The organism is Nonomuraea sp. NPDC048892 (assembly GCF_040649735.1).
GTDB classification, from domain to species: Bacteria; Actinomycetota; Actinomycetes; order Streptosporangiales; family Streptosporangiaceae; genus Nonomuraea; species Nonomuraea maheshkhaliensis.
This window is the reverse complement of the sequence record NZ_JBEZFZ010000002.1, coordinates 570,000-584,973: the sequence shown is the minus strand read 5'-3', so window position 1 is coordinate 584,973 and position 14,974 is coordinate 570,000. Positions and strand designations below refer to the sequence as shown.

Sequence of the window (14,974 nt, the reverse complement as noted above, 5' to 3'; positions counted from 1 at the left end):
GGCGATGGGGTCGTATCTGCGGCTGGAGCTGGTGCGCGGGTTCCGCAACCCGGTGGGGCTGGTCATGCTGACGTTCTTCCCGCTGGGGCTCTACCTGCTGTGGACGAAGGTGCTCGACGTGGTGCCGCGCGACCAGACGGGCGACTTCGCCGCGTACTCGATGGTGTCGATGGCCACGTACGGCGCGATGGGCGGCGCGCTGTTCATCGGGGGCGCCATCGCGATGGAGCGGGGCAGGGGCTGGCTCGACCAGCTCGCGGTGACACCGCTGCCCGCGCACGGCTACGTGACGGCCAAGCTGCTCAGCGGCGCGGCCACGGTGCTGCCGAGCATCGTCGTGGTGCTCGGCGCGGGCGCGCTGCTGTCCGGCGTCCGGCTGCCGGCCGGCACCTGGCCCGTCCTGGTGGTGCTGATCTGGGTCGGTGTGCTGCCTTTCGCGGCGCTCGGCGTCGCCTTCGGCTACACGCTGAAGGGGCAGGTCGCGAACCTGGCCATGATGGTCGTCTACTTCGCCATGTCGGTGCTCGGCGGGCTGTGGCTGCCGGTCCAGGCCATGCCGGCCGGGATGCGGGCGCTGGCCGAGCTCAGCCCGGCCTACCAGGCGGGGTCGCTGGGCTGGCGGGCCCTGGACGGCCTGCCGCCGACCGGGACCTCGCTCGCCGTGCTGACCGCCTGGACACTGCTCTTCTGCGCGCTGGCCGGGTGGCGTTACCGTCGGGCGTTGTGACACCGGTGCGGGAGTTCGACTTCACCAAAAGCCGGGCGGCGGCCAGAGCGGGCGCGTGCGCCTGGCTGCTGCTGATCGGCTGGCCGCTGTGGGTGTTCATGGAACGGGGGCCGGGGCCGCTTGCGGTGATCGCGGCGCTGGGCGGGGTGGCGCTGTTCGCGGCCTGCTGGGTGGCGATCATGTGGCGGATGCTGAGCGCCCGCGCCACGACCGCCAACCCGTGGGCCGTGACCGGGCTGACGGGGTCCTGGCTGGCACTGCTGCCGCTGTTCGGGCAGCCGTGGGCGTACACGTCGTTCGTGTACGCGGTCAGCGCCTTCGCCGCCACCCTGCCCGCCGTGGCCTTCGCCGCCGCGACGGCCGCCGTCGCCGCCGTGGAGGTGACAGCGCTACTGGCGTCGGGGGCGCCGCTGTCCCGGGTCTGGTGGGTGCCGCTCGTCATCGCCGTGCAGGCCGCCGCCGTGCACAGCCTGCGGCACATGGGCCTGCTGGTGGCGCGGCTGGACGCGGCCAGGGCCGAGGTCGCGCGGCTGGCCGTGGAGAACGAGCGGCTGCGCTTCGCCAGGGACCTGCACGACACGCTGGGGCACACGCTCACCTCGATCACGATCAGGAGCCAGCTCGCCGCCCGCCTGGCGCCCGCCGACCCCGGGCGGGCCGCCGCCGAGATGACGGAGGTGGAGCGGGCCGCCCGGCGGGCGCTCGACGAGGTCCGGCGGACGATCACCGGGTACCGGGCGCCGTCGTTGTCGGAGGAACTGGAGGGGGCGACCCGTAATCTGGGGGTGGCCGGGATCGAGGTGACGGTGTCCCCCGCCGACGGGCCCATCCCGGCCGCCGCCGAAGCCCTGCTCGCCTGGTCCGTACGGGAGGCCGCCACGAACGTCCTGCGCCACAGCCGCGCCCGCCACTGCCACATCGCGTTGCGCCTGGACGAGACGTCGGCCGCCCTGGAGGTAACCGACGACGGCCACCCCGCCACGACCGCTGTGCCCGAGGACCACGGCCACCAGAGCACCGCCGCGGGTGAAGATCACGCCACCCCCGCACCGGCCAGGGGTGGTGAGCCGGTGGGGAGTGGGCTGGCCGGGCTGGCTGAGCGGGTCGGGGCCGCAGGCGGGCGGCTGGAGGCGGGGCCGCGACCCGAGGGCGGCTACCTGCTACGGGTGCGCGTCCCGCTGGAGGCGACGCGGGCGGGTGCGGCGTGATCCGGGTGCTGATCGCGGACGACCAGGACCTTGTCAGGGGCGGCCTGGCCGCGTTGCTCTCCCTGGAGGACGACATCGAGGTCGTGGCGGAGGTGGGACGGGGCGACGAGGTGGCCGCGGCGACACGGGAGCACGAGCCCGACGTGATCCTTCTCGACATCGAGATGCCCGGGATGTCCGGCCTGGAGGTCGCCGAGCAGTTGCGCGGTCACCGCGTGGTCATCGTCACCACGTTCGGCCGCCCCGGCTACCTCAGCAGGGCGCTCGACGCCGGCGTGGCCGGTTACGTGGTCAAGGACGCCCCGGCCGCCGAGCTGGCCGCCACCGTACGGCGGGTGCTGGCCGGCGAGCGGGTCATCGATCCCAAGCTGGCCGTGACCGCGCTCACCACCGGCCCCAGCCCGCTCACCCAGCGGGAGGCGGAGGTGCTGCGCGTGGCGGCGGGCGAGGCCACCGTGGCCGACATCGCCAGGCGGCTGTTCCTCACGGAGGGCACCGTGCGCAACTACCTGTCCGCCGCGATCGGCAAGACGGGCGCCCGCAACCGCGCCGAGGCGGTACGGGTGGCGGAGTCCCGCGGCTGGCTCTGATCCGGCGGAAGCGCGCTACGGGTCCCGTCTCCCCGGGGCGGCCAACGCCGTGACGTGACCACACGGCGCGAGCCGGCGCGGCCGGGCCCGGTCAGTCGCCTGGTAGCAGGGCGTTCTGGTGGATCTCCCACAGAGCAGTCTCCGGGATGCCGGCCTTGACCAGTTGCTCCCACGTCTCCATCCGCCCCGCCGGATCGGCGAGCAGGGCCTGGAGCAGCGGTCTGAGCCCGGCGCGGTCGGCGCCCTCCTCGTTCCACATGGCGCCCAATGCCTGGTGCATGGCCGGCGACCGGACGGCGACCGTGCGCACCAGCTCCTCCAGGATGCCGACCCGGTCGGCGTACGGCAGCGCCTGCCCCTCCCCCAGCGCCCGCAGCAGCAGGTCGAGCAGCCGGCGGTGGCGCGGCGCGTGGCCGGTGGCGACCGCGACGACGACGTCCCCCATGCCGGTCGGCTCGGTGCCGCCGCCGAGCACGACGTCCTCCTGCCCGTCCTCCATCACCCGGTGCGCCGACAGGGCGGCGACCAGCCCGGTCCAGCCCTCCTGCCCGAGTTGTCCCTTCCACAGGTGGGTGAGCGAGGACCAGCGCTCCATGTGGTCGGGCCCGGGCAGGATCGCGGAGACCCGTACGGGCGACTCGGAGGCGGCGACGATGAGCAGGGTGAGGTTCGCCGAGTACGCGGCCAGCCGCCGGGTCACCGTATGACGTACCGGGCGGAACCCGGTGAAGTGCCGCCTGGGCCGTTCGTGCAGGGAGCGGCGCAGCAGCCCGGCCAGCAGGTCCGCGCAGCGGGCCCGCACCTCCGAGGGCACCTGGTCCAGCAGCTCCAGGATGAAGCCGACCGTCGGCCCCCGTTCGGCCAGGCACGAGTGGGAGGTGACGGCGTACAGCAGGTCGTCGTCCACGGCCTGGGCCAGGACCAGGGGCTCGTCCCCGGCGAGGCGGCTGCGCCGGTCGAGGTCGCGCAGCGCGTACATGGTCAGCCAGGCCACCAGGAACTCGCCGAACGTGGAGTGCAGGAACGCGTGCCCCTTCCTGCGCACGAAGAAGAAGCGCTCGGTGGCCTTGCGGGCCCAGTCGACGCGCTCCTCCTCGTCGCCCGGCTCCTCCTCGCCGCCGTGGCACAGGGCGGGCAGGTCGCTCTGGAGCGCCTCGTCGGTGATGACCTGGCTACCCCTGGCCAGCATGGACAGGGCGGCGGCGCCGAGCAGCACCAGTTCCTGGTCGATCTCGACCCGGTGGGCGCCGCCGGTCTCGCGTTCGGTGTAGTCGCGCAGCAGGACCTCGTACAGGCGGGCCCGCTGGAGCGGGCCGTGCTCGCGCTGGAGCGCGTTGCCGCCGGCGTCGTAGAGGGCGAGCAGCAGCAGGAGCAGCGGGTGGCGGGCCATCTCGCCGTGCGCGAGCGCGGCCTCCGCGGGCAGCGGTTTCAGGTCGCGCCTGGCGAGCAGGGCGCGGTTGGCCTGGTCCCAGATGTCGAGCCACTGGCGTACCTGGTCGTCGCCGAACGGCTGCAGTTGCAGCGCGAGCAGCCCGGCGGGGAAGCGGACCCGGTCGGCCACCACTGTGCGGCCGGTCACGATCACCGCGACGGGCCTGCCCTGCGCCGCCTCCCTGGCCTGGAACTCGCGCAGGCGCTCCAGGTAGTCGTAGCGGCTGAGCTCGCCCTGCACCAGCTCGTCGAACCCGTCCAGCAGGATCACCGGCATCGCGCCGTCGCCCGCCTCGACCAGGTCGGCGTAGGAGACCTCCTCCCCCAGCACCTCGGCGACGGCCTGCTCGACCTGCTCGACCACACCGGCGCGGGCCCGTACGGCGCGCAGCTCCACCCTGATCGGCAGGAACTCCGACCTGGCCAGCCGCGCGCCCAGCACCTCGGCCAGCTTGGTCTTGCCCGAGCCCGGCTCCCCGAGCACGAGCAGCGGCGCCTGGGTGGCCCGCAACGAGGTGAGGTGGCCGGCCAGGAACGCCTCGGTGTCGGCGAGCAGTTGCTGGTCGTCCCACCAGCTCCGCAGGGCGGGCAGGGAGTCGCGGGTCAGCTCGGCCACCCGGCAGCGCGGGCTCAGGTAGCCCTCGCCCAGCAGCGGCAGCGAGACGTCCTCCGGATGTTTGCCGGCCAGCAGCAGCGGCCGGTCGAGCGCGTTGGCGGCCATCCGCATCCGGTGGATCATGGGACGGTCGCCCACCCGGGGCGGCGCCAGCTCGGCCAGCAGCCAGGCCACCCTCGACAGCGCCGTGGCCGGCGGCGGCGTCTCGGTGACCAGGCTGCGCACCCCGAACTCGTGGCTGTCGAGCGCCAGCGACCGGTAGTCCTCGTCGTAGATGCGCAGCGCGTGCGCGGGCGGCCCCTCGTCGAGCAGGCGGGGCAGCAGGAGCCGGTCGTCGGTGGACAACTCATCCCAGACGGCGAGCCCGCGTACGTAACCGGCTAAAGCATCCGACATGCGCAGGTAGGCACGTTCCACGGCTTGCCGGGTCTCGGCATAGGGCACGTGCGGCTCGGGCGTGGGCAGCCGCGTCAGCAGCAGCGCCGCGACCAGCCCGGCGAAGCGCTCGGCCGTCGGCACGCCGTGGGAGATCTGCTCGCCGCGGTCGAGCTGGTCGAGGGTGAAGGGCAGCTGGGCCTCGCCGAGCGCCTCGAACCAGGCCGCCACCACGACCGCGGCGTGCGCCGCGGCCAGCCGCTGGGTGCGGGTGAAACGGTCGACGCCGGTCTTGAGCTCCGGCATGCGGCGTACGACGTCCTCGCCGTAGGCGATGATGCCGTCGCGCAGGTCGCGCAGGCTCATCGTCAGCCGCGGGCCGCCGGCCAACGCCCAGCCGGTGCGTTCGGCGGCCGAGGCCAGCCCGATCACCTTGACGAGCCTGCCGTCCTTGCACCCGAGGATCCGCAGGGCGTCGGCGTAGCTCGGGGTCTCGATCATGCCTTCTCCCGGGGAGGGGGATGTCCCATCATGCGCTGAACGCCCCGATCAGCGCAGGATCTTGAACCAGGACGATCCGAACGTTACCTGCCTGTCATACTCCTTCAGTACCCGCCAGTATCCGGGCGATCTCCGGCAGCGCCGCCGGATCCTCGATGGTGGAGGGCGTGGTGTACGGGTTGCCGTCGGCGATGTCCCGCATCGTGGCGCGCAGGATCTTGCCCGAGCGCGTCTTCGGCAGCCTGCTCACCACGACGGCGCGGCGGAAGGCGGCGACGGGGCCGATGCGCTCGCGTACGAGGGCGGCCAGCTCTCGTTCCATCTCCTCCTGGCCGCGCTCCGCCCCGGCCTTCAGCACCACGAACCCCATCGGGAGCTGGCCCTTCACCTCGTCGGCCACCCCGATCACGGCGCATTCTGCCACGTCGGGGTGGGCCGCGATGACCTCTTCCATCGAGCCGGTGGACAGCCGGTGTCCTGCCACGTTGATCACGTCGTCGATGCGGCCCATGACGTACAGGTAGCCGTCGTCGTCCAGGTGGCCGCCGTCGCCGGTCAGGTAGTGGCCCGGATAGCGGTCGAGGTAGGAGCGGGCGAAGCGGTCGTCGTCGCGATAGAGGGTCGGCAGGGCGCCGGGCGGGAGCGGCAGCTTGACGGTGACGGCGCCCTCCGTGCCGGGCGGGCAGTCGCGGCCGTCGTTGTCGAGGATGTGCACGTCCCAGCCGGGTACGGCCTTGGTCGGGGAGCCCGGCTTGATCGGCAGCCGTTCGACGCCGACGCAGTTCGCGGCGATGGGCCAGCCGGTCTCGGTCTGCCACCAGTGGTCGATGACGGGGACGCCGAGCAGGTCGGAGGCCCAGTGGTAGGTGTCGGGGTCGAGCCGTTCTCCGGCCAGGAAGAGGTACCGCAGCCCCGACAGGTCCCACTTTTTCGCGAAATTGCCGGATGGGTCCTCTTTTTTGATGGCGCGGAAGGCGGTCGGGGCGGTGAAGAGCGTGCGCACGCCGTACGTGGACACCACCCGCCAGAAGGCGCCCGGGTCGGGGGTGCCGACGGGCTTGCCCTCGTACAGGACGGTCGTGCAGCCCGCCAGCAGCGGCCCGTAGACGATGTAGGAGTGGCCGACCACCCAGCCGACGTCGGAGGCGGCCCAGAAGACCTCGCCGGGGGCGGCGCCGTACACGTGGGACATGCTCCAGCGCAGCGCCACCGCGTGGCCGCCGTTGTCGCGCACGACGCCCTTCGGCGTGCCGGTGGTGCCCGAGGTGTAGAGGATGTACAGCGGGTCGGTCGCGGCCACGCTCACGCACCCGGCCGGCTCGGCCGCGCCCACGGCCCGCACCCAGTCCAGGTCGCGGCCCGGCGTCAGCTCCGCCGGGCTCTCGGGCCGCTGCAGGATCACGCAGTGTCCCGGCCGGTGCTCGGCCTGCTCAAGCGCGGCGTCCAGCAGCGGTTTGTACGCCACCACACGGCTGGGCTCGATCCCGCAGGAGGCCGACAGCACCACCTTGGGCCTGGCGTGGTCGATCCGCACGGCCAGCTCACGGGCCGCGAACCCGCCGAACACCACCGAGTGCACCGCCCCGAGCCGGGCGCAGGCCAGCATCGCGACCACCGCCTCCGGCACCATGGGCATGTAGATCACCACGGTGTCGCCGGCCTCCACGCCGAGGTCGCGCAGCATGCCCGCGGCCTTGCTCACCTCGTCCAGCAGCTCCGTGTAGGTGTAGGTGCGCGTGGTGCCGGTGACGGGGCTGTCGTAGATCAGCGCCGCCTGTGCGCCGCGGCCCGCCGCGACGTGCCGGTCGACGGCGTTGTGGCAGGTGTTGAGCCGGCCGTCGGGGAACCAGCGGCCGCCGGCGTGGACGGTGGCGGGCGCGAGATCCCACTGGATCCCGAGCGCGGCCTCCCCCCAGAACCCCTCGGGCCGCTCGATGCTCCGCCGGTATGCCTCGTCATAAGCGCTCACTTGTCGATCAGAACAGCCGTCAGCCCATGGCGCAAGATAGGAGGGATGAGCGATGACGTGATCCTTACCGTGGTGATGGGGTCGAGGGCGTACGGGCTGGAGACCGACGCCTCCGACACCGACCGGCGCGGCGTGTTCGTGACACCGACCTCGGCGTTCTGGCGGCTGGACAAACCGCCCACGCATCGGGACGGGCCGCTGCCCGAGCAGTTCTCCTGGGAGGTCGAGCGCTTCTGCGGCCTGGCCCTCGACGCCAACCCGACGGTGCTCGAATGCCTGTGGTCGCCGCTGGTGGAGGTGGTCACGCCCGCCGGGCGGCGGCTGCGCGACCTGCGGGGGGCGTTCCTGTCGCAGCGCGCGCACCGCTCCTTCGCCGGGTACGCCGACGCGCAGTTCCGCCGCCTCGACCCCGAGCGGCCGAACGGGAAGCAGGCCATGCACATGGTGCGGCTGCTGCTCAGCGGCCTGCACCTCGTGCGGCACGGGGAGCCGCTGGTCCGCGTGGACGCCCACCGGGAGCGGCTGCTGGCGATCAGGAACGGGCGGATGCCCTGGCCGGAGGTGGACGGCTGGCGGGCCGCGCTCACGGCGGAACTGGCCGCGGCGCCGAGCGTCCTGCCCGAACAGCCGGACCGCGAGCGGGTGGAGGAGTTCCTGGTGGGGGTACGCCAGGAGAACCTGCCGCCGTGCGGCCGGCCCGCGAGATGAGCCTCGCGGGCCGGCGCGATAACGCGTACCTCAGGCGTTCGCGGGGTCGGCCGACAGGACCAGGCGGACCGCGAAGTTGCGGTAGCCGGCGCGTTCGAAAGCCTTGGCCATCGGCACGTTGCCGGCGTCCGTGTCGGCCACGATGCGCCGGACCCCGCGCAGGGCGTGGCTGCGGGTGATCTCGGCGAGGAGGTCGTCCACGTACCCCTGGCCGCGCCGTTCCGGCACCACCCCGAGGTAGCCGACCACGGGCCCGGCGGCGTTGGCCGACGGCAGGGCGACCCCGACGAGCTCGCCGTCCAGGTCGTAGGCCAGCCGCCACCAGTCCCGATCCCCGGGCATGGACCGGTTGTCGCGCACGTCCTCGCGCGCCTGCTCCATCGGGTCCATGACGGCCAGCGCCTGGCGGGTGTGCGCGTCGAGGGTGCCCTGCGCCACCCTGGCGAAGGCGGCCGCGAACACCTCGTCGTCGTCATCGCCGCGGAAGACTAGCCGCGCCGACGGCTCGGGGACGGGCCCGTCCGCCCACTCGTACCGCAGGCGTTCCAGCTCGTCGGTCAGTCCTGCGCGCCCGGCGGCCTCCCATCGCCAGGCCAGGGCGGCGCCTGTCCTGGGCGCCTCGCGCCAGCCGTTGGTGACGAACACGTGGTACGCGGGCGCCGTGCCGAACGCGGCGTGGGCCCGGCGCAGCAGCTCGGCGATCAGGCCGACGCGGTCGGGGACCGAGGGGGCGGCGTACAGGCAGTCGAGCGCGAGCGGCCGGTCCTCCCCGGGGAAGCCCCACCACACGGCGCGGGCCAGGATCTCGCCGCCGGGCTCGTCCTCGGCCAGCCAGATGCGATCGAAACGGTAGGCGCCGCTCTCCAGGAACGACAGCAGCCGGTCGGGATGGGACCAGCTGATGGACTCGTCGACGACGCAACCGAGCAGGCGGTCTAGGTCGTCCTTGACCGCAGTGCGGAAATGCATGATTCCTCCGAGAATCGGAAACGGGCGCCGCGGGCGCCCAGATAGATGCGAAACACTCAGCGCCTCCTTTCTTCCGACTTTTCGGCGTGCGCTGGCACTCTACCGAAATATCGCGACAGGATGGCCTAGTGACCTCCTACGACGACGACACGCTGCCCCTGCAGCCCCCGATCCGGCTGCCCGGCGAGGCCACGCTCGCGGCCGCCGTACGCGCCGCGCCGCTGGCGGACGAGCTGAAGCCGGAAGGCGACGACGCGGAGGTGCTGGCCGCGTGGTCCGGGCACTGCCGCGAGCGGCTGGCCGAGGACGAGGGGCTCCTGCTTGAGCTGATCAGGATGTTCCTGTCCAGGGAGCCGCTCAAGGGCGAGGCCCCCGTGACGCTGACGGGCCTCGGGCTGGTCCGGCAGGAGGAGCCGTACACGCTGAGCTGGCTCGGGCTGTGGGTGGCGCGGCAGATCATCGCCGAGACCACCGGGCAGGACATCCCGGTCATGGGCTCGCTCGCGGACGCCGACGCGACGGCGCTGCTGCACGGACTGCGGGCCTATCCGGAGTCCGAGCGAGCCGAGGAGCTGACCGGCTGGCTGAAGGAGCGGGACCCCGCGCAGGCCGCGGCCGAGATCGGCTCGGTGCTGGGCGCGGTGAGCCCGCTGAGCCGGGCGGTCGGCGTCGAGGTGCTGTCGGCGAACCTCGGCGACGAGGGACGGCGGGCCCTGGCCAGGCGGCTGGAGGAGCCGAAGCTGGGCGCGGTGATCGCCGCCAGGACCGGGCGGGACGAGCGGCAGCCGACGCCGGAGGAGATCGCCTGGGTGCTGGTGGACATGGCGGCGGCGCTGCTGGAGTTCGGGGGCGAGACCGGCGAGGTGATCGAGTCGATCGCGCTGGGGATGGACGCCGAGGAGCAGGCGGGGACGATCGCGATCCTCGCGTTCGGGGACCATCCGTGGACCGGGCAGGTGCTGCGCGTCTTCATCGAGCACCACCCGGACGAGCGCGTCTCGGCCGCCGCCCGCAAGGCTCTGCGCCGCCTGCGCGGCCTGGCCGACGTACGCGGCTGAGGTCCTTGAGGCTCTGCGGCACCTGCACGGCCGGTCGGCATACGGCGGCTGAGGTGTGGCGCATGTGAGCGGAGGTGCGCGTGGGGCGGCGGGGCGCCGGTAGAGTCGGATCGGTGAACGAGCATGCGATCTCTCCTCAGACCGGCATCCTGGGTGACGCGTTCGCCTGCGACTGCGGTGTGCTCCTGGGCGGCCGCATGGTCGCCGAGCTGCACGCCGCCGACAACGGGCTCTGCTCGGCCTGCCTCGGCACGACCAGGGAGGAGCCGGCGGCCGGCCTGACGCGCCCGTGCACGTCGTGCGCCGGCAGCGGCCGGCGCAAGGAGCAGGTGCACTGGCAGCTCGCGTACGCCGAGGCCGAGCATCTGATCACGATGACCGTCGTGCGCGGCGTGGTCGCCGGGTTCGACGGCCCATTCCGCCTGTCGGAGATCGCCGACACGGTCAGGAGCGGGCTGGGGCTGCCCACCGGGCGGCTGCCGGTCGGGCCTCGGGTGCGTGACCTGCTGCTGCAACTGCAGGCGGCGGGCGAGATCACCATGTTGTCGGCGCCCGACGAGATGGTCGGCACCGACATGGTGCTCTACCGCGACCCGCAGTGGCAGCGCGCCCGCACCCTCGGCCTCTGACCGCCCGCGAGCCCTCTCAGTCGCGGGCGGGGAGCCGGCAGACGATCTCACCGTGCAGGAGGGACAGCCAGCCGTCCTCCGCCCGGACCCACTCCAGCCACCCCTCCGACATGCGCCGCAGGCCGGCCTGCGTGGCGGCGCCGGTGGCCAGGGCCTGTTCGGCCATCGCCGAGCTCAGGATCCGTTCCGCCCACATCCCGCCCCACCACGCCCGGTCCTCGGGGGTGGCGAAACACCAGGTGGAGGAGGTGGCGGTGACGTCCTCGAAGCCCGCCTGCCGGGCCCATGACAGCAGCCGCCGCCCGGCGTCAGGCTCTCCGCCGTTGCCGCGGGCGATGCGCTGGTAGAGCTCCATCCACTCGTCCAGCGCCGGCACCCGCGGCCACCAGGTGAACGCCGTGTAGTCGCTGTCGCGGGCCGCCACGTAGCCGCCCGGCTTGGTCACCCGCCCCATCTCCCGCAGCGCCAGCACCGGATCGCCGACGTGCTGGAGCACCTGGTGCGCGTGCACGACGCAGAAGGTGTCGTCGGGGAAGCCGAGCGCGTGCACGTCGGCGACGGCGAAGTCGACGTTCGTCAGCCCTCTGGCGGCCACCTCGGCCCTGGCCAGGCCGAGCGTCTCCTCGCTCACCTCGGACGCCGTCACGTGCCCGACCAGGCCCGCCAGCTCGGCGGTGATCGTGCCGGGGCCGCTGCCGATGTCGAGCAGCTTCATGTGCGGCTTGAGGTGGGGCAGCAGGTACGCGGCCGAGTTGGCGGCGGTGCGCCAGCGGTGCGAGCGCAGCACGGACTCGTGGTGGCCATGGGTGTAGACGGCGTTCATCGGCGAACTCCCTCCGTCGTGCGATTACCGCCACCTTAACCACATCTCATCATTCAAGAAACTTTGTCTTATAATTCGAGATACGCGCGGGCGATCGTACACTTGGGCTGACACATGGCGACATATCAGGAGAGGCGGGGATTGTGGGAGAGGTTCGGCCGATCGTGCGCGTGGGCGATCCGGTGCTGCACCACCCGTGCGAGCCGGTGACCGGCTTCGACGGCGAGCTGGCGGCGCTGGTGGAAGACATGTTCGCGAGCATGTACGCGGCGGAGGGCGTGGGTCTGGCCGCCAACCAGATCGGCGTGCCGCTGCGCGTCTTCGTCTACGACTGCCAGGACGCCGACGGGCAGCCGCACAAGGGCGTCGTCGTCAACCCGGTGCTGGAGCTGCCCGGCCTCGGCGAGCGCCGGCTCGACACCGGCGACGAGGGCTGCCTGTCGGTCCCCGGCCAGTACGCGCCCCTCCCCCGCGCCGATCGCGCCACCGTGCGCGGCTTCGACGCCAGCGGCGAGCCCGTCGTGGTCGAGGGCACCGGGCTGCTGGCGCGCTGCCTGCAGCACGAGACCGATCACCTCGACGGCCATCTCTACATCGACCGGCTCCCGGCCAAGCGGCGCAAGCAGGTGCTGGCGGCGTACGAGGAATCCACTAAAGCGGACAAAGCATCGCTATAGTGGAGGAATGACAGGTGAAGGGGTCCTGGCCAGCGGGCTGTCCATGGCCGAGCTGGGGCAGCGGATCCGGGGCGAGCGGCGCGCGCGCGGGCTGTCCATCGAGCGGCTGGCCGAGCTGAGCGGCATCAGCAGGAGCATGGTCTCCGAGGTCGAACGGGGCGCGAAGACGCCCAGCGTGCTGGTGCTCGACCGGCTGGCCACGGCACTGGGCACGTCGATCTCCCGGCTGCTCGACGAGCCCGCCCGCGAGACGATCCGGGTGCTGCGCCACGACGAGCAGCGCGTCCTGCGCGACCCGTCGGGCTGGGAGCGGCGGGTGCTGTCGCCCGTGCTGGGCGAGGTCGAGTTCGAGTTCATGCGGACGACGATCGGGCCGGGGGTGGACGCGGGCGAGTTCGTGCCGCACGCACCCGGCTCGCGCGAGTACCTGGCCGTCGAACGCGGCACCCTGCGGCTGACGATCGACGGCCGGCCGTACGAGCTGGGGTCCGGCGACTCGGCCTACTACCCGGGCGACCGCCGCCACGCCTTCGCCAACGACGGCCCTGCCGACTGCGTCTTCTACCTGGCCATGGAGCTGGGCCCGCGGGCGCAGGCGGGAGCGGCCGGGCACCACACGGCACGGAAGGACACACCCCATGGATGAGCTGCGCCTGGCGGGGGCCAAGGCCATCGACAAGCTGCGCCCGGCGGATCCGCAGGCCGTGAACGAGCTACGCCTGGCGGGAGTCAAGGCGGCCGGGATCTGGGCCGAGCACCTCGGCGGCGTCGCCGACCGGCCGGTCTGGCGGCCGGTGCCGGACGGCGAGCTGGCCTGGCTCACCGGTCAGGAGCTCCCGGAGACCGGGCGGGCGCTGGATGACCTGCTGGAGGACACGCGGGCCCACGTGCTGCCGTACCCGATGGGCAACGGGCATCCGCGCTTCTTCGGCTGGGTGAACTCGCCGCCGAACCCGGCCGGTGTCCTCGTCGAGCCGCTGGCCTCGGCGCTGAACCCGAGCTGCGCCGGCGGCGACCACGCCGGGCCGCACCTGGAGCGCACGGTGGTGCGCTGGCTGGCCGGGCTCGTCGGCTTCCCGCACCTGCCCGGCGGCGGGCTGCTGACCAGCGGCGCCTCCATGGCCACGGTGATCTGCCTGGCCAGCGCCCGGCAGCGGGCGGCGCAGGCCGACGGCTGGGACGTGCGCGAGGAGGGGCTGTCCGGGCGGGCGCCCCTGGTCATGTACGTCACCGAGGAGGGGCACAGCTGCCTGCACAAGGCCGCCCAGCTGCTCGGTCTCGGGGCCAGGCACGTGCGCACGGTGCCGGTGGACGCGGCGTACCGGATGGACGTGGGCGCGCTGCGTACCATGATCGCCGAGGACCTGGCGGCGGGGCTGCGGCCGTTCTGCGTGGCGGGCAGCGCCGGGACCGTCAACTCCGGCGCGGTGGACCCCCTCGACGAGATCGCGGACGTGGCCGCCGAGCACGGCCTGTGGTTCCACGTGGACGGCGCCTACGGCGCGCTCGGCGTCCTGGCCGGCGGCGCCGCGCCGCACTACGCGGGGATGGAGCGGGCCGACTCCCTGGCCCTCGACCCGCACAAGTGGCTCGGGGTGCCGGTGGGCTGCGGCTGCGCGCTGCTGCGCGATCCGGGCGCGGCGCGGGCCGCGTTCAGCCTGGTGCCGTCGTACCTGGTGGACGAGAATGCCGGCGAGCTCGGCTGGTTCGCCGAGTACGGCCCCGAGCAGACCCGCCCCTTCCGCGCGCTGAAGACCTGGGCCACCCTGTCCCACCTGGGCCGGGCCGGGGTCAAGGACCTGGTGGAGCACACCGCCACGCTGGCCCGCGAGCTGGGCGCCATGGTGGAGCGGGCGCCCGACTTCGAACTGCTCGCGCCCGTCACCACTTCGATCACGGCCTTCCGCCACACCCCTCGCGAGAGCGGGCTGGACGCGCTCAACCGGGCCGTCCCCGGCGCGGTGCAGGCACGCGGCAACGCCTTCCTCACCGGCACCCGGCTCGGCGGGCGGGACGCGCTGCGCGCCTGCTTCCTGCATCCGGGGACGACGCGGGCGGACCTGGAGGTGCTGCTCGACGAGATCCGCGTGGCGGCCAAGTCCCTTTAGGGCCGCCGGGAAGCCCTCTGCACATCACCTGGAATTCGCAGAGAAGCGACAAAGTGTCGTGACTCGCCCGGTCGCCCGGGTAGAGGGCCGTCCTCTACCCGTTCACCCGGAGGATCCCATGGCGAAGACCGTGGCAGATGTGATGACCTCGCACCCGGCGACGGTCGAGGCGGACCAGCCGGTGTCCGTCGCGGCCTCGCTCATGCGCGACCACGACACCGGGGCGCTCATCGTCAACGACAAGGGCCGCATGAAGGGCATCGTCACCGACCGCGACATCACCGTGCGCGTGGTCGCCGACGAACGCGGCCCGGACACGCCGGTACGCGAGGCGTGCACCGCCTCCGTGGAGGCCATCGGGCCAGAGACCAGCATCGAGCAGGCCGTCCGGCTCATGCGCACGCACGCCGTACGCCGGCTGCCGGTGGTCGAGGACGGGCGCGCGGTCGGAGTGGTGAGCCTGGGCGACCTGGCGGTCGAGCGCGACCCCAGCTCCGCCCTGGCCGACATCTCCGCCGCCGAGGCCACCCACTGACGGCAAGCGCTGGGGGCAAGCGCTGACGGCGGCCCCTAAGTGCGGCCCCC

At 73.2% G+C, this 14,974-nt stretch carries 14 protein-coding genes; 10 read left to right on the top strand and 4 right to left on the bottom strand.

Translation table 11 applies throughout. The annotated features are described in order from the left end of the window. Positions 1 to 4 precede the first annotated feature (4 nt). The 3 genes from AB0C28_RS08045 to AB0C28_RS08035 are packed head-to-tail and all read left to right on the top strand — an operon-like array spanning position 5 to position 2,525. The gene (locus tag AB0C28_RS08045) at positions 5 to 727 is read left to right on the top strand and encodes an ABC transporter permease (RefSeq protein WP_357842121.1); all 723 of its coding nucleotides are present in this window, start codon (positions 5 to 7) and stop codon (positions 725 to 727) included. Further along, positions 724 to 1,935 carry a sensor histidine kinase gene (locus tag AB0C28_RS08040; protein WP_358073426.1) on the top strand — a complete coding sequence of 404 codons (1,212 nt, stop codon included), beginning with the start codon at positions 724 to 726 and terminating at the stop codon, positions 1,933 to 1,935. The genes AB0C28_RS08045 and AB0C28_RS08040 overlap by 4 nt, the downstream gene beginning before the upstream one ends. Continuing rightward, positions 1,932 to 2,525 (top strand): response regulator transcription factor, encoded by a 594-nt coding sequence (locus tag AB0C28_RS08035; RefSeq protein ID WP_357842115.1) that lies wholly within the window; start codon positions 1,932 to 1,934, stop codon positions 2,523 to 2,525. Before AB0C28_RS08040 ends, AB0C28_RS08035 begins: the two co-directional genes overlap by 4 nt. Before the next feature lie 91 nt (positions 2,526 to 2,616). Here AB0C28_RS08035 and AB0C28_RS08030 read toward each other — a convergent pair whose 3' ends face one another. After that, positions 2,617 to 5,448 (bottom strand): AAA family ATPase, encoded by a 2,832-nt coding sequence (locus AB0C28_RS08030; RefSeq protein ID WP_357842113.1) that lies wholly within the window; start codon positions 5,446 to 5,448, stop codon positions 2,617 to 2,619. Between the two features lie 94 nt (positions 5,449 to 5,542). Next, positions 5,543 to 7,417, bottom strand: coding sequence for a propionyl-CoA synthetase (locus tag AB0C28_RS08025; RefSeq protein ID WP_358073425.1), 1,875 nt, complete (start codon positions 7,415 to 7,417; stop codon positions 5,543 to 5,545). A gap of 45 nt (positions 7,418 to 7,462) precedes the next feature. On the opposite strand from AB0C28_RS08025, the gene AB0C28_RS08020 reads away from it, so the two are divergent. After that, positions 7,463 to 8,125, top strand: a complete 663-nt coding sequence (locus AB0C28_RS08020; RefSeq protein ID WP_357842107.1) for a nucleotidyltransferase domain-containing protein — start codon at positions 7,463 to 7,465, stop codon at positions 8,123 to 8,125. A gap of 30 nt (positions 8,126 to 8,155) precedes the next feature. Here the strand turns inward: AB0C28_RS08020 and AB0C28_RS08015 are convergent, their stop codons facing one another. Next, the gene (locus AB0C28_RS08015; RefSeq protein ID WP_357842104.1) at positions 8,156 to 9,094 is read right to left on the bottom strand and encodes a GNAT family N-acetyltransferase; all 939 of its coding nucleotides are present in this window, start codon (positions 9,092 to 9,094) and stop codon (positions 8,156 to 8,158) included. 128 nt (positions 9,095 to 9,222) lie between these two features. Between AB0C28_RS08015 and AB0C28_RS08010 the strand changes: the two genes are divergently transcribed. Beyond that, positions 9,223 to 10,152, top strand: a complete 930-nt coding sequence (locus tag AB0C28_RS08010) for a hypothetical protein (protein ID WP_357842101.1) — start codon at positions 9,223 to 9,225, stop codon at positions 10,150 to 10,152. A 113-nt stretch (positions 10,153 to 10,265) separates the two neighbouring features. Continuing rightward, positions 10,266 to 10,781 carry a hypothetical protein gene (locus tag AB0C28_RS08005; protein WP_346111317.1) on the top strand — a complete coding sequence of 172 codons (516 nt, stop codon included), beginning with the start codon at positions 10,266 to 10,268 and terminating at the stop codon, positions 10,779 to 10,781. Between the two features lie 16 nt (positions 10,782 to 10,797). On the opposite strand, the gene AB0C28_RS08000 is transcribed toward AB0C28_RS08005, so the two are convergent. After that, positions 10,798 to 11,604, bottom strand: a complete 807-nt coding sequence (locus tag AB0C28_RS08000; protein ID WP_358073424.1) for a methyltransferase domain-containing protein — start codon at positions 11,602 to 11,604, stop codon at positions 10,798 to 10,800. A gap of 143 nt (positions 11,605 to 11,747) precedes the next feature. On the opposite strand from AB0C28_RS08000, the gene def reads away from it, so the two are divergent. From def to AB0C28_RS07980, 4 genes are all read left to right on the top strand, one after another. Beyond that, positions 11,748 to 12,281, top strand: coding sequence for a peptide deformylase (gene def / locus AB0C28_RS07995; RefSeq protein WP_358073423.1), 534 nt, complete (start codon positions 11,748 to 11,750; stop codon positions 12,279 to 12,281). Positions 12,282 to 12,288: 7 nt separating this feature from the next. Continuing rightward, positions 12,289 to 12,927, top strand: coding sequence for an XRE family transcriptional regulator (locus AB0C28_RS07990; protein ID WP_357842091.1), 639 nt, complete (start codon positions 12,289 to 12,291; stop codon positions 12,925 to 12,927). Further along, the gene (locus AB0C28_RS07985) at positions 12,920 to 14,389 is read left to right on the top strand and encodes a pyridoxal-dependent decarboxylase (RefSeq protein ID WP_357842088.1); all 1,470 of its coding nucleotides are present in this window, start codon (positions 12,920 to 12,922) and stop codon (positions 14,387 to 14,389) included. The genes AB0C28_RS07990 and AB0C28_RS07985 overlap by 8 nt, the downstream gene beginning before the upstream one ends. A gap of 118 nt (positions 14,390 to 14,507) precedes the next feature. Then, complete coding sequence (locus tag AB0C28_RS07980; protein WP_357842085.1) at positions 14,508 to 14,924, top strand: CBS domain-containing protein; 417 nt, start codon at positions 14,508 to 14,510, stop codon at positions 14,922 to 14,924. Positions 14,925 to 14,974: the final 50 nt, after the last annotated feature.

Bases quoted from the DNA above. Each gene is read 5' to 3' on its own strand.
- AB0C28_RS08015 (WP_357842104.1), bottom strand. From the start codon at position 9,094: ATGCATTTCCGCACTGCGGTCAAGGACGACCTAGACCGCCTGCTCGGT.
- AB0C28_RS08045 (WP_357842121.1), top strand. From the start codon at position 5: ATGGGGTCGTATCTGCGGCTGGAGCTGGTGCGCGGGTTCCGCAACCCG.
- AB0C28_RS07985 (WP_357842088.1), top strand. From the start codon at position 12,920: ATGGATGAGCTGCGCCTGGCGGGGGCCAAGGCCATCGACAAGCTGCGC.
- AB0C28_RS08000 (WP_358073424.1), bottom strand. From the start codon at position 11,604: ATGAACGCCGTCTACACCCATGGCCACCACGAGTCCGTGCTGCGCTCG.
- AB0C28_RS08030 (WP_357842113.1), bottom strand. From the start codon at position 5,448: ATGATCGAGACCCCGAGCTACGCCGACGCCCTGCGGATCCTCGGGTGC.
- AB0C28_RS08020 (WP_357842107.1), top strand. From the start codon at position 7,463: ATGAGCGATGACGTGATCCTTACCGTGGTGATGGGGTCGAGGGCGTAC.
- AB0C28_RS07990 (WP_357842091.1), top strand. From the start codon at position 12,289: ATGACAGGTGAAGGGGTCCTGGCCAGCGGGCTGTCCATGGCCGAGCTG.
- AB0C28_RS07980 (WP_357842085.1), top strand. From the start codon at position 14,508: ATGGCGAAGACCGTGGCAGATGTGATGACCTCGCACCCGGCGACGGTC.